Below are 24,604 nucleotides of genomic sequence, written 5' to 3'. Positions count from 1 at the left end.
TCCAATAGAAGTGCCAGGTCCAGTTGCGATGCCGGATCTGGCGATGATACCGGGTCCGGGGTCATTTCGGCGCTCCCCGCTGCATCCGCCCCCAGGCGAGACGGTGAATGACGAGGATGACCAGCCAGACCAGCAATGCTCCCCCGCCCAGCGGCAGGGTGGCGAGCATGAACCAGCCCATGACGCCGGTGGCATAGAGCAGCCCGCCCCAATCGGACCCCAGCACCATGCAGGGCTGGGCATAGGCCTCGTTCACCGCGCAGCCATGGGCATCGGCCACCAGATAGGTGAAATAGACCGAAGCGAGCGGCCAGAGGGCGAAAACCGCGATGGCGGCAAGGAGCAGCCAGTAGATCCACCAGGGGAATCGCACCGGCCGGTCCTCGCTCATGCCGCCCTCAAAAGCGCCAGCGCCCGGGCCGCATCGATCCTGCCGTCATACAGCGCGCGCCCGGAAATGGCCCCTTCGAGGATGGCGCAGTCGGGTTGCGCCAGGCGCTCGATATCGGCCATGGAGGCCAGGCCCCCCGAAGCGATGACGGGAATGGCGGTGGCCCGGGCCAGCGCCAGCGTCGCGTCCCAGTTGATGCCGGCCAGAACCCCGTCGCGGTCGATATCGGTATGGATGATCGCGGCGACCCCCGCGCCCTCGAAGCGCTTGGCCAGCTCGACGACCGAAAGTTCCGAGGTTTCGGCCCAGCCCTCGACCGCCACCATGCCGGCGCGGGCGTCGATGCCTACCGCGACCCGGCCGGGCCATTTGAGCGCCGCCTCCTTCACCAGCGCCGGATCGCGCACCGCCACGGTGCCCAGGATGACCCGCGCCAGGCCCTTGTCGAGCCAGGATTCGATATGGGCGAGAGTGCGGATGCCACCGCCCAGCTGCACCGGAAAGCGCACATTTTCGAGGATCGCCTCGACGGCGGCGCCATTGACGCTCTCACCGGCAAAGGCGCCGTTGAGATCGACCACATGCAGATATCGGAACCCCTGCTCCTCGAAGCTTCTGGCCTGGGCGGCGGGATCGTCGTTGAAGACGGTGACCTCGTTCATGTCGCCCAGCTTGAGGCGCACGCATTGCCCGTCCTTGAGGTCGATGGCGGGAAACAGGATCATGGACAGGCTCCAGCAGGGATCGGCATCAAATCCATCACGGCGACCAATTGAGAAAATTCTCGATGAGATGCAGGCCCAGCGCCTGGCTCTTTTCCGGATGGAACTGCGTGCCGAAAATATTGTCGCGGCCGACACAGGCGGTGAGCCGGCCCCCGTAATCGGTGGTGGCGACCAGCGTTTCGGGATCGTCCGGCACCAGATGGTAGGAATGGACGAAATAGGCGTGAAGGTCGGCGGGAATGCCGGCCAGCAGGGCGTGGGGCCGGACCGCCGCGATGGTGTTCCAGCCCATATGGGGGATTTTCAGCGCCGGATCGGCGGGAGCGATCCGTTCCACCGCCCCACCGATCCAGCCCAGGCCGGGCGTCGTCGCCTTCTCGCGCCCCTCGCCGGCCAGAAGCTGCATGCCCACGCAGACCCCGAGAAAGGGCGTGCCGCCGGACAGCACCTTTTCCTCCAGCGCCCCGACCATGCCCGGAACGGCGTCGAGCCCGGCCTTGCAATCGGCGAAGGCGCCGACTCCGGGCAACACGATGCGCTGGGCCCGGCGCACAAGGTCGGGATCGGCGGTGACGACGATGTCGTCGCCCCGGCCCATCCGGCCGGCCACATATTGAAAGGCCTTGGCGGCGGACCGCAGATTGCCGGCGCCATAATCGACGATGGCGACGCTCACGAACCGGCCTCCATGAGGGCGACCCGCGCCAGGTCTTCATCGGGAGCGAAGCGATAGCCGGCCGGCGCATATCCGCGCCGCAGCAGGGCGCGGCGCCGCGCCCCCGGCGCGCTGAAGCCAAAGGCCAGCGCCAGGAGCAGATAGAGCCAGAAGGACAGGTTCGGCTCGAGATAGACGTCGAGCACCGCAATGCCGGCCACGCCGGCGACGAACAGCGCCAACTGCCCCCAGAGACGATGCGCCAAAGCGTGGACGGGCGGCAACAGCGCCGCGAACCACGAGAAGCGCTCGCCGACGGCCACCGGCGGGGCCGCGGCGTCGGTCCGGGATCGATAGAGGGCGAAAAGGGTCACGGGGATGCTCCCAGGACGAAATGAGGACCACTTAGGGCAAAAAGGATTGCGGGCCAATCCCCATTGCACCTCCGGCGCGCGGCCGCCCGCGCCGCAACCCTGCGGCCGGGAAGCCCGGCACGCCGGCTAGAGCGTGCCCTTGGTGCTGGGCACGCGGCCGGCCTGGCGCGGATCGATCTCGACCGCTTCGCGCAGGGCCCGCGCCACCGCCTTGAACATGGACTCGGCCAGATGATGGTTGTTGTCGAAATAGAAATTCTCGACATGCAGCGTGATGCCGGCATTGACGGCGAAGGCCTGGAAGAATTCGCGGAACAGTTCGGTATCGATCTCGCCGATCTTGTCCTGGCTGAATTCGGCCCGGAAGACGAGGAAGGCGCGGCCGGAGACGTCCAGCGCCGCCCGTGTCAGCGTGCCGTCCATGGGCAGGTCGCAACTGGCATAGCGGCGAATGCCCTTCTTGTCGCCGAGCGCCTCTTTCACCGCCTGGCCGAGCGCGATGCCCACGTCCTCGACCGTGTGGTGATAATCGATATGGACGTCGCCCGTGCATGCGACCGTCATGTCGATCAGCGAATGGCGCGCCAACTGGTCCAGCATATGGTCGAAAAAGCCCACGCCGGTGCGCATGTCGTGCCGGCCGGTGCCGTCGAGATCGACGGAGACGGAAATCTCGGTCTCGTTGGTCTTGCGGGCGATAGCGGCTTGGCGCATGGGGATTCTCCGGAACTCGAGCGCTCCCTAGCAGATATAACCGCAGGGTTAAAGATCGGCGCGGCGGGAGGGCCGGGCCTTTCCGCTGCGCTGTCCTTCTGTTGCAATCGCGGGCGCGGCTCCTAAATATCATGCGACAGTTCGGAGTATCTCCCCCAATGAGTGACACTAATTTTCCCGGCTGGCACGGGACCACCATCGTTTCCGTGCGCAAGGGCAACAAGGTCGTGGTGGCCGGCGATGGCCAGGTCTCCATGGGCCAGACGGTGATGAAGCACACCGCCAAAAAAGTCCGGCGGCTGGCGGACGGCAAGGTGATCGGCGGTTTCGCCGGCTCCACCGCCGACGCCTTCACGCTTTTCGAGCGGCTGGAGACCAAGCTCGAGCAATATCCCGACCAGTTGATGCGCGCGGCCGTGGAACTGGCCAAGGACTGGCGCACCGACCGTTATCTGCGCAAGCTCGAGGCGATGATGATCGTCGCCGACAAGACCGATACGCTGGTGCTGACCGGCAATGGCGACGTGCTGACTCCCGACCACGGCGTCATCGCCATCGGCTCGGGCGGCAATTACGCCCATTCGGCGGCGCTGGCCCTGCATCAAGCCACCGAGCTCGACGCCGAGGACATCGCCCGCCGCGCCATGCAGATCGCGCAAGAGATCTGCGTCTATACCAATGGCAATGTGACGCTCGAGACCATCGAGCTGAACTGACCCTTATCTGCCGCGCCGGCCTTGGAGGCGGCGCCTTTGGGCCGGCTGTCGCAGCGGCCCGGAAAGTGACCGGAATGAACGAGACCAATTTTTCCCCGCGCGAGATCGTTTCCGAGCTCGACCGCCATATCGTGGGCCAGCAGGACGCCAAGCGCGCCGTTGCCGTGGCGCTGCGCAATCGCTGGCGCCGGCAGCAGCTCTCGCCCGACCTGCGCCGCGAGGTGACCCCGAAGAACATCCTGATGATCGGGCCCACCGGCGTGGGCAAGACCGAGATTTCGCGCCGCCTCGCCCGCCTCGCCCAGGCGCCCTTCGTCAAGGTGGAGGCCACCAAGTTCACCGAGGTGGGCTATGTGGGGCGCGATGTCGAGCAGATCGTGCGCGACCTGGTGGAGGCCGGCATCACCGTGCTGCGCGACAAAAGGCGGCGCGACGTCGAGGCCCAGGCCCATCACAATGCCGAGGAAAGGGTGCTGGACGCGCTGGTGGGAACCTCGGCGACGCCTTCGACCCGCGACAGCTTCCGCAACAAGCTGCGCAATAACGAGCTCGACGACAAGGAAGTCGAAATCGAGATGCAGCCCGGACCCGGCACCGGGGGCTTCGAGATCCCCGGCATGCCCAATGGCGGCATCGGCATGATCAATCTTTCCGACATGTTCAAGCAGGCCATGGGCGGACGTGGGGTCAAGCGCAAGATCAAGGTCAAGGACGCCTATGAGCCGCTGATCGCCGAGGAGGCGGACAAGCTGCTGGACCAGGAACAGCTCAAGGCCGAGGCCATCGAGCTGGTGGAAAACCACGGCATCGTCTTCATCGACGAGATCGACAAGGTTGCGGCTCGCGAGGGCGGCGTGCAGGGCGGTCCGTCGCGCGAAGGCGTGCAGCGGGACCTCTTGCCGCTGATCGAGGGCACGACCGTCGCCACCAAATACGGGCCGGTCAAGACCGACCACATCCTCTTCATCGCCTCGGGCGCCTTCCACGTCTCCAAGCCGTCCGACCTCCTGCCCGAACTGCAGGGCCGCCTGCCCATCCGGGTGGAGCTCAAGGCGCTGACGCGCGAGGATTTCATCGGCATACTGAGCGACACCGAGGCCAGCCTCATCAAGCAATATGTGGCGCTGATGCAGACCGAGGGCGTGACGCTGGAGGTGACCCAGGACGCCATCGAGGCGATCGCCGACGCGGCAGTCAAGGTCAACGGCTCGGTGGAAAATATCGGCGCAAGGCGCCTGCAGACGGTGATGGAGCGGCTGGTGGAGGAAATCTCCTTCGACGCCCCCGACCGCGCCGGCCAGACCGTCACCATCGATGCCGCCTTCGTGCGCGACAAGGTGGGGGTGCTGGCCGGAGACACCGACCTGAGCAAATTCGTGCTGTAGGCGCCTGCCCGCCGCCACCCGGTTCATCCGGCTGCAAAACTGGAGAATAGGGCGGACAATGAGGTAGGAGAGGCTGAGCCCTTCGGCGGGTGTCGTGGCTAGCTCCGCCGCCGCCCCGCCCGCCGCACCACCTCGTCCCGGAGGAATTTGAGGTCCTCGGGGTCGAGCGTGCCGATATTGTCGCGCAGCCGGTTGGTGAGCTCGGTGGCATCGGGCGGCATTCCGCCCGTGTCGATGCTGACCTTGGGATCGCTGATTTCGGCGAGGCGCTGCAATTCCTCCGCCTCGTCCCAGATGACGTTGAAAAAGGCGATGATGCGGTGGAGGAGGAAACTGGTGGGCACGCCGCGCCGCCCGTGCTCGAGCGCCGAGAGATAGGCACTGGAGACGTTGAGGGCCGCCGCCATCTCCTTGAGGGAGATGCCGCGCGCCCGGCGCATGGCCCGCAATTTGGCGCCCAGCGGGGTCATGGCCGCCGCAGGCGCACATACCAGGCGCCCTCCCCGCCATGGCCGCGCGCCGCCATGCTCCAGCCGGATACCAGATGGGCGAGGCCCGGCTCGGACAGCCAGATGGGCAACATGGTGCGCAGAACGCCGCGCTGGGTCATGGCCGCCACGTAATCGCTGTCGGTCTTCACCCCCTTGCCGGTGATGACCAGCACGGTGCGGTCTCCGCGCCCCGCGCGCGCCGCGATATAGCGCCGCAAGGCGGCGCGCGCCTCCGTCTGGGTCATGCCGTGCAGGTCGATGGTGCCGTCGATCTCGATGCGGCCGCGGCGCAGCTTCCTGTGAATGGCGGGATCGACCGCCTTGCCCGCACCGGCGGGGCCGGCGACCGGCGCCTGATAGGCGGGCAGGAAAGGTTTTCCGGCCGCGAGGGGTTTCAGGGGCGCACCGAGCGATGGAGCCGGCTCGGTCTCGGGGACGGGCAGGGGGCCACTCCCCAGCCGGAGCAGGCCCTTGCGGCGCAACGGCTCGACCGTCGCCGCCACCGTGGTCCAGAGGTGAAAATCGTGAGGCAGGCGCCTTGTGCCGCGCTTTGACATGGTGGGACCGGCCCGCCTCGGACCGGATCAGTCGATCTGGCTGGTGGCGACGACCTTCCAATTGGGGTCGCGCGACCTGGGATTGCGCGAGAAGGTCCATTCGTCGGCGATAAGCTGCACCTGCTCGGCGTCGCCCTCCACCACATTGCCGTCGCGGTCGCGGGTGGCCGAGACCACTTCCGCGTGGAAACGCACCGTCACCGAGACGTTCTTCCTGTCGTATTCGGCTTCGGAAATCTCGATCCGGGGCAGGCCCACAAAAGTGAAATCCACCTTCTGGCCGGCGGCCTCGCGCTCGGCGATGGCGCGCTGGAAGCTTTCGAAAATATCCTTGTCGAGCAGGTTCTTCAGCGTCTGGCGGTCGCCCTCGGCAAAGGCGGTGACGATCATCTCATAGGCCTGCTTGGCGCCGTCGAGGAAATATTTCGGCGTGAAGCCCGAATCGGCCTCGGCCACGGCGCGCAGGCCGGCGGCGATGGTCTCGTCGCCCTGGGCGGTCTGCTCGATCTCGGCTTCGAGCTTGCGGGCGCGGCGTTCCTCATCGAGGTCGGGCTGGGCCGGACGGGGACGCAGCGGCACCACCTTCTCCTCGGCCTGCTGCTTTTCGGTGGCAACGGAACGGCTGCGGTCCACCGGCGGACGCTCGTTGCCGGTCCGCGTGCCCAGAACCGAACGCAGCCGAAACAGGACGAACACGGCCACGACGATGGCGATGAGGGTCGGCAGATCGAGAAAATCGTCCATAAAGCTGGCACCTTGTGGGGCGAATGGAAAAAAACGGCGGGCGGCGCTCGTTCGACGCCATCACGCGCCTATATATAGGCAAAGCTTTAGCCCGAAACCAGTTCACGATCGGGCGAATTGCGTTTTTGCCGCGCCCCGGGCGCCACAAGCAAGGATTTCATCATTGGCCCGTCTGATCCTTTGGGGCTTTGCGGCCCTGCCGCTCGTCGAGATCGCCCTGTTCATCGTGGTGGGCCGCGCCATCGGCCTCCTGCCCACCCTGTTGCTGGTCATCCTGGCGGCGCTTGCCGGCGGGCTGCTGCTGCGCCAGCAGGGCCTGGGGGCGATCGCGCGCCTCCGCAGCAGCGTCGATGGCGGCACCGTGCCGGGCCGCGCCATGTTCGACGCCATGCTGATCGGGGTCGCGGCGATGCTCCTGGTGCTGCCCGGCTTTCTGAGCGACGCGGTGGCGCTGGCGCTGCTGGTGCCGGGCGTGCGGAGCCTGATCTTCGAGGCATTGCGCAAGCGGGTGCGGGTGGTGGAAACCACCACCACCTATCGCCGCCATGCCGATCCCGGCGCCCCGCTTCTGGAGGAGGAGACGCCCGCCGATCCGGACGAAAAGCACTGGCCCGGCGGGCGCTGAACGGTCCGCCGCTTGTTCGCACCGGGCAAAAGTGCTAGCCAGCCGCCCAGCACTTCCCGAAAGTCCGCTCGGAAAAGGACCCAGTAATGGCCGACGATACCCAGGGCGCGGCGGCGCCGCAGCCCGGCAACCAGCCCAGCATGAACCTGGTGGGCCAGTATATCCGCGATCTCTCCTTCGAAAATCCCGGGGCGCCCGGCACCCTGCTCGCCGGCGGCGGCAATCCGGCTTTCAACGTCTCGATCTCGGTGGGCGTCAAGAAGCAGAACGAGGAAGTCTATGCGGTCGAGTTGACGCTCAACGCCAAGGCCAACCGCGAAGAATCGGTGTTGTTCAACGTCGAACTGGTCTATGGCGGCATTTTCCGCATCAAGAACGTGCCCGAGGCCCAGCTTTCGGCGCTGCTGATGATCGAGTGCCCGCGGCTGATCTTCCCCTTCGCGCGTCAGGTGCTGGCCAGCGTCACCCAGCAGGGCGGCTTCCCGCCGCTGATGATGGAGCCGGTGGATTTTTCCGCCATCTACCGGCAGAACCTGGCCAAGCTCGCCGCCCAGGGCGGCGGTGCCGCCGCTCCGGCACCAGGCGAAGAGGCTCCCAAGCCCAACTGAGCCCTCCGGGACAAAAATCCGAAATAAGAAAAGCCCCGGTCGATGCCGGGGCTTTTTTCATCTCCGTGGCGGCTATGGCTGGCGCTGTTCCTCATAACGCGCCCACAGCGCTCCTTCGCCCAGCGAGGCGACGAAGGCGGCATGGGCTTCCGCCTCCATGGCGCTGACGCGGCCGGGCAGGGGAGCGGGGCGGGGCGGCACGGCGATGCGCGCCGCGGTTACGATGGTGGTTTCGATTTCAGCCACCAGCGCCAGGCTCACCTGCTTGCCGCCGATCAGCTCGAGATAGACCTCCGCGAGAATCTGGCTGTCGAGCAGCGCGCCATGCAAGGTGCGGCGGGAATTGTCGATGCCGTAATGCTTGCACAGGGCATCGAGGCTGACGCGGGCGCCTGGGTGCTTCTGGCGCGCCACCATCACCGTGTCGATGACGGGATTGTCGAGCCCGGGCAGCCCTGCCCACTCCATCTCGGCATTGAGAAAGCCCATGTCGAAGGCGGCATTGTGGATGACCAAAGTGGCATCGCCGATAAAGGCGCGGAATTCCTCCGCCACCATCCGGAACACCGGCTTGTCGGCAAGGAAATCCTCGCTGAGGCCATGGACGCGGAAGGCCTCCTCGGGCATGGACCGTTCGGGATTGATATAGACGTGATGCGTACGGCCGGTGGGGATGTGGTTGACCAGTTCGACGCAGCCGATCTCCACCAGCCGGTCCCCGCCTTGCGGCGACAGGCCCGTGGTTTCGGTGTCGAGCACGATTTCCCTGATCATCTTTCCTCCTGCCCCGCGCGCACCCGGTCGACCAGCGCCGCCACCATGGCCTCGATTTCGGCGCGCGGCCGGGCCGTATCGAACAGATAGGCGGCGCGCCTCATCTTCTCGGCCTGCGGTAGCTGCCGGGCAAGCAGGGCATCGCGTTTTTCCACCGTCATGCCCGGCCGCGCCATGATGCGCTCGTTCTGGATTGCCTCGTCCACATGGGTGACGGCGATGGCATCGAACCCGTAATCATGGCCGCTTTCGAATAGCAGCGGCACCTCGACCACGGCAAGGGCATGGCCCGCTTTCTCCGCCTCGGCGAGGAAGCGGGCGATCCGCTGGCGCACCAGGGGATGGACCAGGGCCTCGAGCCGGGAGAACCCCGAGGGGTCGGCGGCGAGGCGCCGGGCCAGTTCCGCCCGGTCGATGGCGCCATCGCGCGCCACGCCGGGAAACAGCGCCTCGACCGGGGCCACGGCCTCCCCCGCATAAAGCTCCGCCACCGCCTTGTCGGCGGAAAAGACCGGCACGCCGCATTTGCCGAAGGCCTCGAGCAATGTCGACTTGCCGGTGGCGATGGAGCCGGTGATGCCGATCGTCCACATGCTCAACCGTCCAGCGTCGCTTCGATCCGGGCGCGCAGGGCAGGGGTCACCTCGGGCGTCGTGCCGAACCATGCGGCAAAGCCCGGCACGGCCTGGTGCAGCAACATGCCCAGCCCGTCGACGATACGCAGCCCGCGGCTGCGCGCCTCGGCCAGCAGCGGGGTGACGAGCGGGGTATAGACGATATCGGTGACCAGCGCGGTTTTGGGCAACTGGCCGGGATCGAGCCAGTCGAAGCGGCTGCCATGCATGCCGACGGAGCTGGTATTGATCACGAGTCCGGTTTTTGGCGCGAGGTGCTCGAAAGCCTCGAAGCCATGGGCCGTGAAAGGTCCCTCGATCTGCCCGATCAGCGCCTCGGCATTGGCCGGGGTGCGGTTGAGCACGTGCACCTTCCCCCGATAGCGCCGCCGCAACGCGACCAGCACTGCCCGCGCCGCGCCGCCGGCCCCGATAACGATGGCGTCCTCGTCGCTGTCCGCCCAGCCGGGTGCTCCGGCATCGAGATTGCCCAGAAAGCCCAGATAATCGGTATTGGTGCCCAGCACCTTGCCGTCCCGCACCACCAGCGTGTTCACCGCCCCGATGGTGCGCGCCAATGCGTCGACCTCGTCGCAGAGCGCAAACACCGCCTCCTTGTGTGGAATGGTGACATTGCCGCCGGCGAATTCCCCCGCCCGCAGCCGGTCGAAAAACCCGGCCAGCGCGTCCGGGGCCACATCGATGGCCTCATAGCTGCCATCGATGCCGTATCGGGCCAGCCAGGCGCCGTGGATGAGCGGGGAGCGCGAATGGGCGATGGGGTGCCCGATGACGAAGGCCTTCGTGGTCAATTTCTATCCTGGGCGTGCAAAAGCTCGGGGGCCAGGTCGCGCAAGGCCGCCAGGAGCGGCAAGAGCGGCAGACCCAATATGGTGAAATAATCGCCGGCCACCGTCTCGAAGAGGCGGATGGACGGTCCCTCGAGCCGATAGCCGCCCACGGAACCGAGAATGGCATCGCCCTCCAGGTCCAGCACATGGTCGCGTTCGTCCGGCGAAAATTCGATCATGGTCAGTTCGGCCGTTTCGACCTCCGACCAGAGCGGCGTCCCGTCGCGCACCAGGGTCGCGGCGGCATGGAGGCGATGGGTCTTGCCGCGCAGGCGCTCGAGCTGGGCGATGGCGGCATCCCTATCCTCCGGCTTGTGCAAAAGCTCGGGACCCAGCGCCAGGGTCTGGTCGGCGCCGATCACCAGGGCGCCCGGATGGCGTTCGGACACCCATTCGGCCTTGTGCCGGGCCAGCATCATGGCAACGTCGCGGCCATCGGCTCCCGCGTCCAGCAGTTCCGCTTCCAGCCGGCGCTCCTCGATCGGCGCCGGCATGACGGCAAAATGCAATCCGGCCTTTTCCAGCAGGGCTTTGCGGGTGGGACTGCTCGACGCCAGGATCAGCATGGGGCCATGTTTTCCACACTGTCATCCCCAGCTCAAGCCGGAACTGTGACAATGACTCGCAAGTTCGGCGGATCGCGAAACTTGTTCGACTTGGCTAATGAATGATTAACAGTCCGTTTCGGCGGTGAGGCGGAGCCGGCATGGGAAAGCTCTGGGGAAAAGCCGGATGCGGCCGAGGGCGGATATGAACGCTTCATCCACAGGTGGAATCGAATCGTTGACTCCGGACTCGCCGGATTAAGCTTTCGTTAACCATTCACTCCTTGGTGGGAGCCAGATAGGGGCCGCTCGTGATTCACACTTCGTTAATCTTTGGCATGCGCGCAAGTGTCACCGCGGGGCCGGTTGTGGATGGCGCGGAATTACAGCAAAACACCGTCATGAAGATAAAGATGAGAAGAAGAAAAGATTCTTTTGAAGGTTTGAAAGGGGCGAGGCGATGAACCCTGTGGTGCACAAGCCGCTGCTGGCGACGGTGCTGGGCCAGCGGCAGGACCGCCCGCCCATGTGGATCATGCGGCAGGCGGGACGCTACCTGCCCGAATACCGCCAGACCCGCGCCCGGGCCGGCGGCTTTCTGGAGCTGTGCTATACGCCCGAGCTGGCCGTCGAGGTCACCCTGCAGCCGCTGCGGCGGTTCGATCTCGATGCCGCGATCCTGTTTTCCGACATTCTGGTGATCCCGGACGCCCTGGGCCAGCCCGTGCGTTTCGAGCCGGGCGAGGGCCCGCTGCTCGATCCGCTCGACGAGAAGGGCATCGAGGCGCTGGATCGGAGCCGGGCGCTCGAGCATCTGGCGCCGGTCCTGGAAACGGTGCGCCGGCTGCGGGCGACGCTGGCGCCCGACAAGACGCTGATCGGGTTCTGCGGCGCGCCCTGGACGGTGGCGACCTATATGCTGGGCGGGCGCGGCTCGCCCGATCAATGGGCGGCGCGGCGCTTCGCGCTCGAACACGGCAAGGCCTTCGACCGGCTCATGGACATATTGGTCGAGACCAGCATCGATTATCTGGCGGCGCAACTGGACGCCGGCGCCGATGTGGTGCAGCTCTTCGAGAGCTGGGCCCTCAATCTCGACGATGCGGCCTTTGCCCGGCAGGTGATGGAGCCCAATAGGCGGATCGTCGAGGGCTTGCGCGCCCGGGTGCCCGATGCGCCGGTGATCGGCTTTCCGCGCGGCGGCGCGGGCAATCTGGCGCGCTATGTCGCCCATACCGGGGTGAATGTAGTGGGGATCGACTATGCCACGCCGCTCGATTTCGTGCGCAACACCCTGCCGCCCAGCCAGCCGGTACAGGGTAATCTCGATCCGCTGCGGCTGGTCATGGGCGGCGACGCCATGGAAAGCCAGGTCGAGGCCATCCTGACCGCGTTCCGCGACCGGCCCCACATTTTCAATCTGGGCCATGGCATCGTGCCCGAGACCCCGATCGCCCATGTGGAGCGGCTGGTCGAACTGGTGAAATCCGCGTGAGGAACGAACGGCGATGATCGAGTGGTTCAAGGCGCTGCATGTCATTTCTGTCATCGCCTGGATGGCGGGGCTGCTCTATCTGCCGCGGCTTTTCGTCTATCACGCGACGGCCGAGACCGGATCGGCGCAGTCGGAAACCTTCAAGGTGATGGAACGGCGCCTGCTCAGGGCTATCACCACGCCGGCGATGATCGCCACCTGGCTGTTCGGCCTCGCCATGGTGTTTCACGGCATCGTGGACTGGGGATCGGTCTGGCCCTGGATCAAGGCGGCGCTGGTGCTGGCGCTTTCGGGCTATCACGGCCTGCTGGCCCGGCACGTCAAGGCCTTCGCCGGCGACCGCAACGAGCGGCCGCAGAAATATTTCCGCCTGATCAACGAGGTGCCGACCGTGTTGATGATCGGCATCGTCATCATGGTCATCGTCAAGCCGTTCTAGGTGTTTCGCACCATCCCCCCTTTGCGGAGAAGGTGCCTGCGGGCCAGGGTCGGATGGTTCATCGTGGCCGGGGCGCAAGGATCGCTCCGGCCCGTTTCCCCACCCCGCCATGGGTGGGTTTCACGTGAATCGCATCGCCGGTATTTTGATTAATTCTTGAAAACGGCGCCGGATCACGTTACATGGGGCGCGAGGTACCCCTTCGGCGCGACCGCCCTGGTTGCAGCGCGGTGCCGCTCCTTCCCCACGTTTGGTGCTTCTTTCCAACGATATCCCTCAAGGGTCCATCGCATACATGCAGAATATCAAGCTCAGTGAGCTCAAGGCCAAGTCGCCGGCTGAACTCTTGGCCTTCGCCGAGGAAAACGCGGTCGAAAACGCATCGACCATGCGCAAGCAGGAGTTGATGTTCGCCATCCTCAAGGAGTTGGCGGCCAAGGACATCAATATCGTGGGGGAAGGCGTCGTCGAGGTTCTGCCCGATGGGTTCGGTTTCCTGCGCTCTCCTGATGCCAATTACCTGCCCGGTCCGGACGATATCTATGTCAGCCCCAGCCAGATCCGCCGCTTCGGGCTGAGGACCGGCGACACGGTGGAGGGCGAGATTCGCTCTCCCAAGGAAGGCGAGCGCTACTTTGCGCTGCTGAAAGTCTCGACCATCAATTTCGAGGACCCCGAGGCCGTTCGCCACAAGGTCAATTTCGACAATCTCACGCCGCTCTATCCCGAAGAACGGCTGCATATGGAACTGCCCGATCCGACCCTGAAGGATCGCTCGGCCCGCCTTCTCGATCTGGTGACGCCGCTGGGCAAGGGGCAGCGCGCCTTGATCGTTGCGCCGCCGCGCACCGGTAAGACCGTATTGTTGCAAAATATTGCACAATCGATCGCGACCAATCACCCCGAATGCTATCTGATCGTGCTGCTCATCGACGAGCGGCCCGAGGAAGTCACCGACATGCAGCGCTCGGTGCGCGGCGAGGTGATCTCCTCCACTTTCGACGAACCGGCCAGCCGTCACGTCCAGGTCGCCGAAATGGTGATCGAGAAGGCCAAGCGCCTGGTCGAGCATAAGCGCGACGTCGTCATCCTGCTCGATTCCATCACCCGTCTGGGGCGGGCCTACAACACCGTGGTCCCCAGCTCCGGCAAGGTGCTCACCGGCGGCGTCGACGCCAATGCGCTGCAGCGTCCCAAGCGCTTCTTCGGCGCGGCGCGCAATATCGAGGGCGGCGGTTCGCTGACCATCATCTCGACCGCGCTCATCGACACCGGCAGCCGCATGGACGAAGTGATTTTCGAGGAGTTCAAGGGCACCGGCAACTCGGAAATCATCCTTGATCGCAAGGTCGCCGACAAGCGCATCTTCCCCGCGCTCGACATCACCAAGTCGGGCACGCGCAAGGAGGAGCTGCTGGTCGAGCCGGATATCCTCAAGAAGATGTATGTGCTGCGCCGCATCCTCAACCCCATGGGCACGATCGACGCCATGGAGTTCCTGATGGACAAGGTTCGCCAGACCAAGACTAATTCCGACTTCTTCGATTCGATGAATACCTAGGCATCCATGGAGGGATCGGCCGTGCCGGCGGGCGATACGATCATGGCGCTGTCCTCCGGCACCCTGCCGGCCGGCGTGGCGGTCATCCGCCTCTCCGGCCCCCTGGTCCGGCCGGTGCTGGATGCAATTGCCGGCGGGGTGCCGCCGCCGCGCCGCATGGTCCTGCGTCATATCGGGGCAGGGCGGGCGCTGGATCAGGGTCTGGTCGTCCATTTTCCCGCCCCGCATAGTTTCACCGGGGAGGACTGCGCCGAGCTCCACGTCCATGGCTCCCCGGCGGGGGTGAAGGCCATTCTCGCGCAATTGCGCGACCGGGGGCTGCGTCTCGCCCAGGCCGGGGAGTTCACCCGCCGCGCCTTCGAGAACGGCAAGCTGGACCTGGTGGCGATCGAAGGCCTTGGCGACCTGCTCGGCGCCGAGACCGAAAAGCAACGCCAGCAGGCCCTGTCCCGGTATGACGGCCGGCTCAGCGAGGAAATCGAGCGCTGGCGCGATATCCTCCTCGACCTGCGGGCCGAAATCGAGGCGCGACTCGATTTTTCCGACGAGGGCGATGTTTCCGAGGAGCTGCCTCCGGACTGGCTCGGCCAGCTCGGCGGGCTCGAAACCATGCTCACCGAAGCCCTGGCCTCCATCGATAGCGGCCGCATCGTGCGCGAGGGGATCAGGGTAGCGCTGGCCGGCGCTCCCAATGCCGGCAAATCCAGCCTGATCAACGCCCTGGCAAAGTCGGATATCGCCATCGTCACCGACGAGGCCGGGACCACCCGCGACGTGCGCGAAGTGCCGCTCGACATCGGCGGCCAGCTCTTCATCCTGCTCGACCTCGCCGGTCTCCGCGCCACCGAGAGCCGGGCCGAGGCCGAAGGCATCCGCCGCGCCGAAAAGGCCATAGCGGCGGCGGAAATCGTGCTCTGGCTGCAGGCTCCCGATACGCCGCCGGCAGAGCTGCCGGAGACCGTGGGGCAAGTGTTGACCATCGCCACCAAGATGGATCTGGGACGGAAAGCCACTGCCGATATCAGCCTTTCTGCGCAAACCGGTGCCGGGCTGGATGAGCTCGTCGCCCGCTTGCGCGCTATCGGCGAGACCCTGGGCGGGGCCGAACCGTCGCTGATCAGCCATGAACGCGACCGTCTGGCGCTGACCGCTGCCCTCGACGCCCTGCGCGAGACGCGCGCCGCGCTGGCGGACTGGGAACTGGCCGCCGAATCGCTCCGTCTCGCCAGCGCGGCGTTGGAGAGGCTGATCGGCCGGCTGGATGCGGAAAAAATCCTCGACCGACTGTTCGCCGGCTTCTGCATCGGCAAGTGACCCGGCATCGCCGGCACCCTGCTGATTCACGTGAAACGTCCAACCTTGCCGCAGGTGAGAAGGCCGATAGCGGGCTCGAATAGCGGCCATGCCGGGCGCACTGGCGACTTGCAATTGATTCACGTGAAACATTCGCCTATGTCGGGGACCTTGGAGATCAGCTCATGACCGATTACGGAGTCATCGTGGTTGGCGGCGGCCATGCCGGCGTCGAGGCCGCAGCGGCGGCGGCGCGTCTGGGCGTTGCCACCGCCCTCGTCACCCATCGTTTCGCCACCATCGGTGAGATGAGCTGCAACCCGGCCATTGGCGGGCTGGGCAAGGGCCATCTGGTGCGCGAGATCGACGCGCTCGACGGCCTAATGGCGCGGGTCGCCGATCAGGCCGGCATCCAGTTCCGCGTGCTCAACCGCCGCAAGGGGCCGGCCGTTCGCGGCCCGCGAGCCCAGGCCGACCGCAAGCTCTACCGCGAGGCCATGCAGGCGGCTATTGCCGCGCAGCCGCATCTGGACGTGATCGAGGGCGAAGTCGACGATCTCGAGCTGCGCGGCGATGCCGTCAGCGGGGTTGCACTGCTCGACGGGAGGCGCTTTTCCGCCCGTGCCGTGGTGCTGACCACCGGCACATTCCTGCGCGGGCTGATCCATCGCGGCGAGGAGACCATCCCCGCCGGCCGGGTCGGCGAAAAGCCGGTCCTGGGCTTGTCGGTGCGGCTCGAAAATCTCGGCCTGACGCTGGGCCGCCTCAAGACCGGCACGCCGGCGCGGCTCGACGGCACCAGCATCGACTATTCGGGTCTGGAGGCGCAGGCGGGCGATCCGGTCCCCGAGCCGTTCTCCGCCCTGACCGCCTCCATCACCACGCCGCAGATTGCCTGCCATATCACCCACACCACCGCCGAGGCGCACCGCATCATTCAGGCGAACCTGCACCGTTCGGCCATGTATTCGGGGCGCATCAAGTCGCGCGGGCCGCGCTATTGTCCCTCCATCGAGGACAAGGTGGTGCGTTTCGCCGACCGGCAGAGCCATCAGATCTTCCTCGAGCCGGAGGGGCTCGATGACGACACCATCTATCCTAACGGTGTTTCTAGTTCGCTTCCGGCCGATGTGCAGGAGGCTTTTCTGCGCACCATGCCGGGCCTCGAAAACGTCCGCATCATCCGGCCCGGCTACGCCATCGAATACGACCATGTGGATCCGCGCGAGCTGCGCTCCACCCTGGAGCTGAAACGCCAGAAGGGGCTCTATCTCGCCGGCCAGATCAACGGCACGACCGGCTATGAGGAAGCGGGCGCGCAGGGGCTTCTGGCCGGCGCCAATGCGGCGCTGGCGGTGAAGGGCGAGACACCCCTGGTGCTGTCGCGCACCGAAAGCTATCTGGGGGTCATGATCGACGATCTGGTGACGCGCGGGGTCAGCGAGCCCTATCGCATGTTTACCTCGCGGGCCGAATTCCGCCTGCATCTGCGCGCCGACAATGCCGATCAGCGGCTTTCGCCGCTTGGCATCGCGGTCGGCCTGGTGGGCCCGGAGCGGGCGGCCTTGCATGGCGGAAAGACCGCCGCATTGGAGCAGGGAAGGCGATTGCTGAAGCATTTGTCCACCTCGCCCAGCGCGGCGCGCAAGGCCGGCCTCGCTGTCAACGAGGACGGCAAGCGCCGCACCGCGTTCGACCTGCTTTCCTATCCCGATCTGGACCTGGCCGATCTGACGCGGCTCTGGCCGGAACTGGCCGCGCTGGCGCCCGAGATCATCGAGCAGATTTCGGTCGACGCGCAATATGCCGTCTATCTCGACCGGCAGCGCGCCGATATCGAAAGCCTGCGCCGCGACGAACAGCGGGCCATTCCCGACGGCATGGATTATATGAACATCCCCGGCCTTTCCATCGAGCTGCGCCAGAAGCTCGATGCCCAGCGGCCCCAAACCATCGCCCAGGCCCAGGCACTCGACGGCATGACGCCCGCCGCCATTACCCTGCTGCTGGCGGTGGTGCGGCGCGGCGGCGCCCTGCGCAAGGCCGGCTGATGGAGGAGAATGCCGCCATTGCGGCCTATCGCGATCATTTCAGCCGCGCCCCGGGCGAGGTGCGGGCGGATCTGGAATCCTATGCCAATCTGCTGCGCAAATGGCAGCAGGTGCAGAATCTGGTTTCACGTGAAACATTGGATCAGGTCTGGACCCGGCATTTCGCCGACAGCCTGCAAATCCTGCCATTGCTGACGCCGGAGGATCGGCTCCTGCTCGATCTGGGCAGTGGCGGCGGCTTTCCGGCGCTACCGCTGGCAATCGCCAGCAAGGGAACGGAACGCCGCTTCGTGCTGGTGGAGCCGACGGCGCGTAAGGCCAGTTTCCTGCGCACCGTGATCCGTGAGCTGGGGCTGTCGGCAATGGTGATCGCGCGGCGCAGCGAGGAGGTTGATTCACGTGAAACAGGCCTGCCCGACGTGATCACGTCCCGGGCGCTGGCGGCGCTGCCGCAGCTTTGCGCCTGGATGGCCCCGTTTTTCGGGCCGAAAACCCGCGCCATCTTGCATAAAGGGCGCGAACATGTTGAAGAGCTAACGGAAGCGGGTGCGCATTGGCAGCATGACGTGCTAATAAGGCCCAGTGACACCGATCCGGGCGGCGTGATCCTCACAATTACGAATCTGCACGGAAAATCAATGCGTTAGACGCGGAGGCCAGATTGGCGCCCCGGATTCTTACATTGGCCAACCAGAAGGGCGGCGTCGGCAAGACCACGACGGCGATCAATCTGGCGACGGCGCTGGCGGCGATCGGCGAACGGGTGCTGATCGTCGATCTCGACCCGCAGGGCAACGCCTCGACGGGGCTGGGCATTTCGCGCACGGATCGGGCCGTTTCCGCCTATGACGTGCTGGTCGGCGAGGCGGGCGTCGCCGAGGCGGCGATCATGACCAGCGTGCCCAACGTCGCCATCGTGCCTTCCACCATGGACCTGCTGGGGGTGGAGCTGACCATTGCCGGGCAGGCGGATCGTGCCTTCAAATTGCGCAATGCGTTCAAGGCCCTGGACGATCTGACCATCAATGGCAGGACGGTCAGCTATGTGCTGATCGATTGCCCGCCCTCGCTCAATTTGCTGACGGTCAATTCGCTGGTGGCGGCGGATGCGGTGCTGGTGCCGCTGCAATGCGAGTTCTTCGCGCTCGAGGGGTTGAGCCAGCTTTTGCAGACCATCGAGCAGATCCGCTCGACGCTCAATCCCCGCCTGTCGATCCAGGGCGTGGTGATGACCATGTTCGACAAGCGCAACAATCTGTCCGAACAGGTGCTGAACGACGTGCGCAGCGAGATGGGCGAGCTGGTTTACGATACGGTGATTCCCCGCAATGTCCGCCTCAGCGAGGCGCCGTCCTACGGCAAGCCCGCCCTGCTCTACGATCTCAAATGTGCCGGCAGCCAGGCCTATCTGCGCCTCGCCACCGAAGTCATCCGCCGCGAGCGGCGGCTGAACGCAGCCTAGGAGTGTCACGATGACCGAAAAACCGACGCGATTGGGACGGGGTCTGGCGGCGTTGATCGGCGACATGGCGGCGCTGGAAGGCGCCCGGGTCACCGAATCCGGTTCGGGCGGCAAGCGCCTGCCGGTGGACTTCATCATTGCCAACCGCGCCAATCCGCGCCGCAGCTTCGATCCCGACCAGCTCGAGGAACTGACCAATTCGATCCGCGAAAAGGGCGTCATGTCGCCACTGCTGGTGCGGCCCACCGACGATCCCGATATTTACGAGCTGATCGCCGGCGAACGGCGCTGGCGGGCGGCGCAGAGGGCGGGCCTGCACGACGTTCCGGTGATCATCCGCGAGGTCGACGACAAGGAAGCGCTGGAACTCGCCATCATCGAGAACGTGCAGCGCGCCGATCTTAACCCGCTGGAAGAGGCCATGGGCTATGGACAGCTCATCGAGCAGTTCGATTATACCCAGCAGGACCTCGCCCAGGTCATCGGCAAGTCGCGCTCGCATGTCGCCAATACGCTGCGGCTGCTGCGGCTGCCCGAAGACGTGCGCACCATGGTGGCCAGCGGCACGCTGACCGCCGGCCACGCAAGGACGCTGATCACCGTGGAGGATCCGGCCGGGCTGGCCCGGCAGATCGTCGACAAGGGCCTCTCCGTGCGCGAGGCCGAGGCGCTCAGCCAGCAGCGCGACCTGCCGCCCCGCCGCCCTGCCCTGGAGAAGCCGCGCGATGCCGATACGCTGGCGCTGGAGCGCCGGCTGGCCGACGCGCTGGGGCTGACCGTGGCGCTCAACCATTCCGAGCGCGGCGGCCGGCTGGAAATCCGCTACCGCACGCTGGAACAGCTCGACGATCTCTGTCTGCGGCTCACCGGCCGGACCGGCTGACGTCGTCGCGCCGGATTGTTCCACGTGAAACGGCCCCTCGGGCCCGGCCTCAATGGGTGGCGGCCAGCATGCACAGGGCAAGGGTGGTGCGGCGCAGCACGGTTTCGGCCAGTGCCGGGCGGCGGCGGCTGTCGGAAGTGGCCTGCAGGAGGCGTTCGCTGGCCGTGGCCAGCGCCGCGTCGCTCCACAGGCGCAATTGCTGCTCCAGCGCATTGATGCGGGAGAAATGCGGCTTGGGGCGAAGTCCGTCGAGCACGGCGCGGGGCGTCCTGCCGCCATCCACTTCAGTGCGCCAGCGGCGCAGATTGGCGAAGTGGCCGGTTAGCATGGCCAGCAATTGCTGTGGATTGACCGAGGCGGCGAGGGCCCGGTTGAGCGCCTGTTCGAGCTTTTCGGCATGCCCGCCGCCGGTGGCGTCCAGAATGGCGTCGATGGCGAGGGCGCCGTTGTCGGCGCAGAGCAACAGCACGTCCTCCCGGGTCAGCGCCTTGCCGGCAGCGGCGTAAAGCACCAGTTTTTCCAGCTCCCGCCTTGTCACCTCGCGGTCATTGCCCAGAATGTCGCGCAGGGTGGGGATGACGTCGGCATCGGTGCGGATGCCGGCCTGGTTGAAGGTGTCGCGCATCAGCGCGGCCAGCGTCTCGTCGGTGTCGGGATAGCAGGGCAGGGCGCGTCCCAGCTTCGCCGCCTCCACCAACGCCCGCAAGGCGTCGCGCGGCGGCAGATTGTCGGCCTCCAGCACGATGGCGGCGCCGCCCGGGTCGTCGCGCAGCTCGGTCAGCGGCATTACCAGCGCCTTGCCGGCATTGCGCACGCGGATGATGCGCTTGCCGCCGAACAGCGACACGGAGCGCGCCTCGAGCACCAGCAGCGAGGGGTCGGCGACCAGTTCCGGGCCGTCGAAAACGGTGATATTGGCCGCGCCGGGATCGTCGCCGCTCAAATGGCGGATCAGCCTTTGCGCGGTTTCGCGCACCAGGCCGCCATCAGGCCCGTAAGCGAGGAAAATGCCCTCGCTGAGGTCGGGGCGCGCCAGATAGCGCGCCACTTCATGGGCCTTGAGGGCGGTCATGGCCGGTGAGCCGGGCTAGAGAACGACATTGACGATGCGGTCGGGAACGACCACGATCTTCTTCGGGGTCTTGCCGTCCAGCGCCTTTTGCACGGCCTCCAGGGCCAGCACCAGCGCCTCGACCTCGGCGGCGGGCAGGCCCTTGGCGACGGCGATCTGGGCGCGGCGCTTGCCGTTGATCTGGATGGGCAGGGTGATTTCGTCGTCCACCAGCAAGGCGGGATCGACCGCGGGCCAGGGAGCATCGGCGACCAGGCCTTCCTTACCCAGCGCTTCCCAGCAGCTTTCGGCCAGATGCGGCATCATCGGGCTGATCAGGATGACCAGCTTTTCGGCGCCTTCGGCCAATGCGGCGCGCAGGGCCGGTCCGGCCCCCGCTTCCCTCGCCGGGGTCAGTGCATGGCTCAGCGCATTGGTCAGCTCGTAAATCTGCGCCACGGCGCGGTTGAAGCGCAGCGCCTCGATATCCTGGCCGACGCCCTCCACCGCGCGATGCACGGTGCGGCGCAGGGCCAGGGCCTCATCGGCGTTTTCGGAAACAATCTCCGGAGACTGTTTCTCGATATCGACCAGATCGGCAATCAGCCGCCATACGCGCTGCTGGAACCGGCCGGCGCCCTCGACGCCCGCCTCGGTCCATTGCACGTCGCGTTCCGGGGGCGAATCCGACAGCATGAACCAGCGCGCCGTATCGGCGCCGTAGCTGCCCACGATCTCGTCGGGATCGACGACGTTCCGCTTGGACTTGCTCATCTTCTCCACCGGCCCGATGCGGATCGGCGCCCCGGTGCCGGCGTGGCGGGCGCTGCGGGTGTCGCCGGCGGTCTCGAGCACCACTTCGGTGGGGGCGACCCATTCGCCACGCTCGTTCCTGTAGGTCTCGTGGGTCACCATGCCCTGGGTGAACAGGCCCTTGAACGGCTCGTCCAGGTCCACATGGCCGGTGGCCTTCATGGCACGGGTGAAGAAGCGCGAATAGAGCAGGTGCAGGATGGCGTGCTCGACGCCCCCGATATACTGGTCCACCGGCAGCCAGCGATTGGCCACCGCCGGAATGGTGGGGGTCTCGGCCTCGGGCGCGGTGAAGCGGGTGTAATACCAGGAGCTGTCCACGAAGGTGTCCATGGTGTCGGTCTCGCGCCGCGCCGGGGCGCCGCATTGCGGGCAGGCGACGTGCTTCCAGCTCGGATGATGGTCGAGCGCATTGCCGGGCTTGTCGAAGCTGACATCCTCGGGCAGCACCACCGGCAGGTCCTTGCGGGGCACGGGCACGGTGCCGCAGACCTCGCAATGGATCACCGGGATGGGACAGCCCCAATAGCGCTGGCGCGAAATGCCCCAGTCGCGGAGGCGGTAATTGACCTCGACGCGGCCCTGGGGCCGGCCATCCACAATGCGGGCGCCGAAGAATTCGGCGATGGTCTTTTTGGCCTGCTCGATCGTCAGCCCGTCGAGAAAGCCGGAATTGAAGATGGTGCCGGCCTCGCCATAGGCTTCCGCGCCGATGGCGAAATCCTGCGGATCGGCGCCGGGCGGCAGGACCACCGGGACGACCTGCAAATCGTATTTGCGGGCGAAGTCGAGATCGCGCTGGTCGTGGGCGGGACAGCCGAAAATGGCGCCGGTGCCGTAGTCCATCAGCACGAAATTGGCGACATAGACGGGCAGGGTGGCGCCCTCGATCACCGGATGGTTCACGAAAAGGCCGGTGAAGACGCCTTTTTTCTCCGCCTTTTCCAGCGTCTCGGTGGCGGTGCCGTGGCGATGGAATTCGGCGACGAATGCGGCGAGCTCCTCATGTCCGGCGGCCAGCTCGGCGGTCAGGGGATGGTCGGGCGACAGCGCGATGAAGGAGGCGCCGAAAATGGTGTCCGGCCTCGTGGTGAACACCTCGATGGCGCCGGCCTGCGTGCGCTCATTGGGCTCCAGCGCGAACAACAGGCGCAGGCCTTCGGACTTGCCGATCCAGTTACGCTGCATGATGCGCACCTTTTCCGGCCAGTCCTTGAGCCTGTCGAGCGCTTCGAGCAGGTCCTCGGCATAGTCCGAAATCCGGAAGAACCATTGCGTCAGCTCGCGCTGTTCGACCACGGCGCCCGAGCGCCAGCCCTTGCCGTCGATCACCTGCTCATTGGCGAGCACGGTCATGTCCACCGGGTCCCAGTTGACCTTGGAACTCTTGCGGGTGACGAGGCCGGCTTCCAGCATGTCGAGGAACATGGCCTGCTGGTGGCGATAATAGTCGGGCGAGCAGGTGGCGATCTCGCGCGTCCAGTCGATGGACAGGCCCATGGATTTGAGCTGGACCTTCATCGCCTCGATATTCTGATAGGTCCAGGTGCCCGGATGGGTCTTGCGCTCGATGGCGGCGTTCTCCGCCGGCAGGCCGAAGGCGTCCCAGCCCATGGGGTGGAGCACGTTCTTGCCGCGGGCGCGATGATAGCGCGCCACCACGTCGCCCATGGCATAATTGCGCACATGGCCCATATGGATGCGCCCGGAGGGGTAGGGGAACATCTCGAGGACGTAGTAGGGCTCGCGCGGGTCGTCATTGGCGGTGACGAAGCTCTGGCGCTCGTCCCAGATCTTTTGCCATTTCGGTTCGCTTTCGCGCGGATTGTAGCGTTCGCCGCTCAACTGTCTCGTCCTTGCAGATGTAACGCCTGGCTTGTCGCAAAGGGCGGCGCAGCTTGCGTTTTCGGGGAATTTTGGCTACCGGACCATCATCAGAAATCCCCCATCAGGTCAACAGAAACGGGGCCGCCTCATGGCCGACAGCGTCGCAAGCGCCCGAAGCGCGCTCGACAATATCCGCTCCCGCATGGAAAAGGCCCGCCGCCGCTTCGGCGCCCCGCCCGCGGCGGTGGAGCTGGTGGCGGTGTCCAAGACCTTTTCGGCCGGGGCCATCGCGCCGTTCCTCGCAGCCGGCCAGCGGGTCTTCGGGGAGAACCGCGTCCAGGAGGCCAGGGAGAAATGGCCCGCCCTGCGGGAGGCCTATCCCGATTTGAGCCTGCATCTGATCGGGCCGCTCCAGACCAACAAGGCGCGCGACGCGGTGGCGCTGTTCGACGTGATCCAGTCGGTCGATCGCGACCGGCTGGCGGCGCTCCTCGCCCGGGAAATGGCGCGGGCGGAAAAGCGGCTGCCCTGCTTCGTCCAGGTCAATATCGGCGGTGAGGCGCAGAAGGCGGGAATCGCCGTGGCCGAAACGGTGGATTTCGTGCGCCGCTGCCGGCAGGAGCACGGGCTCGATATTGCGGGGCTGATGTGCATTCCGCCCGAGGGCGCGCCGCCGGGCCCCTATTTCGCCCTGCTCGCGACGCTGGGGGGCGAGGCGGGCGTCGACAGCCTTTCCATGGGCATGAGCGGGGATTTCGAAACCGCCATCGCCATGGGCGCCACCCATGTGCGGGTCGGCTCGGCGCTGTTCGGCCAGCGTCCGCCATCGGGCTGAACGACCGGGATCGGCGGCTGCCGCTTGCAACTTTTGACCGGATGATCGCGTTCCTCGCGGGAGAAATAACGCCGATGTGATTCACCGGCCAAAAACCGGTCGCAATAATGTGACCTTGGTCGGTC

27 protein-coding genes are annotated in these 24,604 nt (G+C 66.1%); 13 read left to right on the top strand and 14 right to left on the bottom strand.

Translation table 11 applies throughout. From position 1 onward, the window contains the following. Positions 1-61: 61 nt before the first annotated feature. From ACFOOL_RS05335 to hisB, 5 genes are all read right to left on the bottom strand, one after another. A complete protein-coding gene (locus tag ACFOOL_RS05335; RefSeq protein ID WP_380095557.1) occupies positions 62-391 on the bottom strand; it encodes a hypothetical protein in 330 nt (109 codons plus the stop codon). Further along, entirely contained in the window at positions 388-1,116 is a 729-nt protein-coding gene (hisA, locus tag ACFOOL_RS05330; RefSeq protein ID WP_380095555.1) for a 1-(5-phosphoribosyl)-5-[(5-phosphoribosylamino)methylideneamino]imidazole-4-carboxamide isomerase, read from the bottom strand. Before hisA ends, ACFOOL_RS05335 begins: the two co-directional genes overlap by 4 nt. Before the next feature lie 34 nt (positions 1,117-1,150). Then, positions 1,151-1,792 carry an imidazole glycerol phosphate synthase subunit HisH gene (gene hisH / locus ACFOOL_RS05325; protein ID WP_380095553.1) on the bottom strand — a complete coding sequence of 214 codons (642 nt, stop codon included), beginning with the start codon at positions 1,790-1,792 and terminating at the stop codon, positions 1,151-1,153. Beyond that, on the bottom strand, positions 1,789-2,145 hold the full coding sequence (locus tag ACFOOL_RS05320; protein ID WP_380095552.1) for a hypothetical protein: 357 nt from the start codon (positions 2,143-2,145) through the stop codon (positions 1,789-1,791). Before ACFOOL_RS05320 ends, hisH begins: the two co-directional genes overlap by 4 nt. Positions 2,146-2,271: 126 nt before the next feature. After that, complete coding sequence (gene hisB, locus ACFOOL_RS05315) at positions 2,272-2,859, bottom strand: imidazoleglycerol-phosphate dehydratase HisB (RefSeq protein WP_380095551.1); 588 nt, start codon at positions 2,857-2,859, stop codon at positions 2,272-2,274. 158 nt (positions 2,860-3,017) lie between these two features. Here hisB and hslV point away from each other — a divergent pair, with 158 nt between their 5' ends. Continuing rightward, positions 3,018-3,575, top strand: coding sequence for an ATP-dependent protease subunit HslV (gene hslV, locus ACFOOL_RS05310; protein ID WP_380095550.1), 558 nt, complete (start codon positions 3,018-3,020; stop codon positions 3,573-3,575). 74 nt (positions 3,576-3,649) lie between these two features. Further along, entirely contained in the window at positions 3,650-4,960 is a 1,311-nt protein-coding gene (hslU, locus tag ACFOOL_RS05305) for an ATP-dependent protease ATPase subunit HslU (protein ID WP_380095548.1), read from the top strand. Positions 4,961-5,058: 98 nt separating this feature from the next. Here hslU and ACFOOL_RS05300 read toward each other — a convergent pair whose 3' ends face one another. The 3 genes from ACFOOL_RS05300 to ACFOOL_RS05290 are packed head-to-tail and all read right to left on the bottom strand — an operon-like array spanning position 5,059 to position 6,752. Beyond that, on the bottom strand, positions 5,059-5,430 hold the full coding sequence (locus ACFOOL_RS05300; RefSeq protein ID WP_380095546.1) for a helix-turn-helix domain-containing protein: 372 nt from the start codon (positions 5,428-5,430) through the stop codon (positions 5,059-5,061). Further along, positions 5,427-6,008, bottom strand: coding sequence for a Smr/MutS family protein (locus ACFOOL_RS05295; protein ID WP_380095544.1), 582 nt, complete (start codon positions 6,006-6,008; stop codon positions 5,427-5,429). Before ACFOOL_RS05295 ends, ACFOOL_RS05300 begins: the two co-directional genes overlap by 4 nt. Before the next feature lie 27 nt (positions 6,009-6,035). After that, positions 6,036-6,752 carry a Tim44/TimA family putative adaptor protein gene (locus tag ACFOOL_RS05290; RefSeq protein ID WP_380095542.1) on the bottom strand — a complete coding sequence of 239 codons (717 nt, stop codon included), beginning with the start codon at positions 6,750-6,752 and terminating at the stop codon, positions 6,036-6,038. 163 nt (positions 6,753-6,915) lie between these two features. Between ACFOOL_RS05290 and ACFOOL_RS05285 the strand changes: the two genes are divergently transcribed. Beyond that, positions 6,916-7,377 carry an FxsA family protein gene (locus ACFOOL_RS05285; protein ID WP_380095540.1) on the top strand — a complete coding sequence of 154 codons (462 nt, stop codon included), beginning with the start codon at positions 6,916-6,918 and terminating at the stop codon, positions 7,375-7,377. 86 nt (positions 7,378-7,463) lie between these two features. Beyond that, positions 7,464-7,985, top strand: a complete 522-nt coding sequence (gene secB, locus ACFOOL_RS05280; RefSeq protein ID WP_380095538.1) for a protein-export chaperone SecB — start codon at positions 7,464-7,466, stop codon at positions 7,983-7,985. 72 nt (positions 7,986-8,057) lie between these two features. Here secB and dnaQ read toward each other — a convergent pair whose 3' ends face one another. From dnaQ to ACFOOL_RS05260, 4 genes are read right to left on the bottom strand one after another with little or no spacing between them, the layout of a single operon-like run. Next, positions 8,058-8,756 (bottom strand): DNA polymerase III subunit epsilon, encoded by a 699-nt coding sequence (gene dnaQ, locus ACFOOL_RS05275; protein WP_380095925.1) that lies wholly within the window; start codon positions 8,754-8,756, stop codon positions 8,058-8,060. Continuing rightward, positions 8,756-9,352 (bottom strand): dephospho-CoA kinase, encoded by a 597-nt coding sequence (coaE, locus tag ACFOOL_RS05270; protein ID WP_380095536.1) that lies wholly within the window; start codon positions 9,350-9,352, stop codon positions 8,756-8,758. The genes dnaQ and coaE overlap by 1 nt, the downstream gene beginning before the upstream one ends. 2 nt (positions 9,353-9,354) lie before the next feature. Further along, complete coding sequence (locus ACFOOL_RS05265) at positions 9,355-10,185, bottom strand: shikimate dehydrogenase (RefSeq protein WP_380095534.1); 831 nt, start codon at positions 10,183-10,185, stop codon at positions 9,355-9,357. Next, positions 10,182-10,790 carry a Maf family protein gene (locus ACFOOL_RS05260; protein WP_380095532.1) on the bottom strand — a complete coding sequence of 203 codons (609 nt, stop codon included), beginning with the start codon at positions 10,788-10,790 and terminating at the stop codon, positions 10,182-10,184. The genes ACFOOL_RS05265 and ACFOOL_RS05260 overlap by 4 nt, the downstream gene beginning before the upstream one ends. A 439-nt stretch (positions 10,791-11,229) precedes the next feature. Here ACFOOL_RS05260 and hemE point away from each other — a divergent pair, with 439 nt between their 5' ends. From hemE to ACFOOL_RS05220, 8 genes are all read left to right on the top strand, one after another. Then, positions 11,230-12,264 carry a uroporphyrinogen decarboxylase gene (gene hemE / locus ACFOOL_RS05255; protein WP_380095530.1) on the top strand — a complete coding sequence of 345 codons (1,035 nt, stop codon included), beginning with the start codon at positions 11,230-11,232 and terminating at the stop codon, positions 12,262-12,264. A gap of 13 nt (positions 12,265-12,277) precedes the next feature. Further along, positions 12,278-12,703, top strand: a complete 426-nt coding sequence (gene hemJ / locus ACFOOL_RS05250) for a protoporphyrinogen oxidase HemJ (protein ID WP_380095528.1) — start codon at positions 12,278-12,280, stop codon at positions 12,701-12,703. Positions 12,704-12,998: 295 nt separating this feature from the next. After that, positions 12,999-14,264, top strand: coding sequence for a transcription termination factor Rho (rho, locus tag ACFOOL_RS05245; protein ID WP_380095526.1), 1,266 nt, complete (start codon positions 12,999-13,001; stop codon positions 14,262-14,264). Positions 14,265-14,285: 21 nt separating this feature from the next. After that, positions 14,286-15,578 (top strand): tRNA uridine-5-carboxymethylaminomethyl(34) synthesis GTPase MnmE, encoded by a 1,293-nt coding sequence (gene mnmE, locus ACFOOL_RS05240; RefSeq protein ID WP_380095524.1) that lies wholly within the window; start codon positions 14,286-14,288, stop codon positions 15,576-15,578. Between the two features lie 164 nt (positions 15,579-15,742). Then, on the top strand, positions 15,743-17,608 hold the full coding sequence (gene mnmG / locus ACFOOL_RS05235) for a tRNA uridine-5-carboxymethylaminomethyl(34) synthesis enzyme MnmG (RefSeq protein ID WP_380095522.1): 1,866 nt from the start codon (positions 15,743-15,745) through the stop codon (positions 17,606-17,608). Then, on the top strand, positions 17,608-18,255 hold the full coding sequence (gene rsmG / locus ACFOOL_RS05230) for a 16S rRNA (guanine(527)-N(7))-methyltransferase RsmG (RefSeq protein ID WP_380095521.1): 648 nt from the start codon (positions 17,608-17,610) through the stop codon (positions 18,253-18,255). The genes mnmG and rsmG overlap by 1 nt, the downstream gene beginning before the upstream one ends. A gap of 14 nt (positions 18,256-18,269) precedes the next feature. After that, positions 18,270-19,070 carry a ParA family protein gene (locus tag ACFOOL_RS05225; protein ID WP_380095519.1) on the top strand — a complete coding sequence of 267 codons (801 nt, stop codon included), beginning with the start codon at positions 18,270-18,272 and terminating at the stop codon, positions 19,068-19,070. A gap of 10 nt (positions 19,071-19,080) precedes the next feature. After that, positions 19,081-19,953: a ParB/RepB/Spo0J family partition protein gene (locus tag ACFOOL_RS05220; RefSeq protein WP_380095517.1), complete on the top strand. Its 873-nt coding sequence runs from the start codon at positions 19,081-19,083 to the stop codon at positions 19,951-19,953. A gap of 49 nt (positions 19,954-20,002) precedes the next feature. Here ACFOOL_RS05220 and holA read toward each other — a convergent pair whose 3' ends face one another. Next, positions 20,003-21,025: a DNA polymerase III subunit delta gene (holA, locus tag ACFOOL_RS05215; RefSeq protein ID WP_380095515.1), complete on the bottom strand. Its 1,023-nt coding sequence runs from the start codon at positions 21,023-21,025 to the stop codon at positions 20,003-20,005. A 15-nt stretch (positions 21,026-21,040) separates the two neighbouring features. Then, a complete protein-coding gene (leuS, locus tag ACFOOL_RS05210) occupies positions 21,041-23,662 on the bottom strand; it encodes a leucine--tRNA ligase (protein ID WP_380095513.1) in 2,622 nt (873 codons plus the stop codon). Between the two features lie 130 nt (positions 23,663-23,792). Between leuS and ACFOOL_RS05205 the strand changes: the two genes are divergently transcribed. Further along, positions 23,793-24,479, top strand: coding sequence for a YggS family pyridoxal phosphate-dependent enzyme (locus ACFOOL_RS05205; RefSeq protein WP_380095511.1), 687 nt, complete (start codon positions 23,793-23,795; stop codon positions 24,477-24,479). Positions 24,480-24,604: the final 125 nt, after the last annotated feature.

The sequence above is a fragment of the Devosia honganensis genome, assembly GCF_042648785.1.
Taxonomy (GTDB): Bacteria; Pseudomonadota; Alphaproteobacteria; order Rhizobiales; family Devosiaceae; genus Devosia; species Devosia honganensis.
This window is presented reverse-complemented; position numbering and strand designations above follow the sequence as displayed.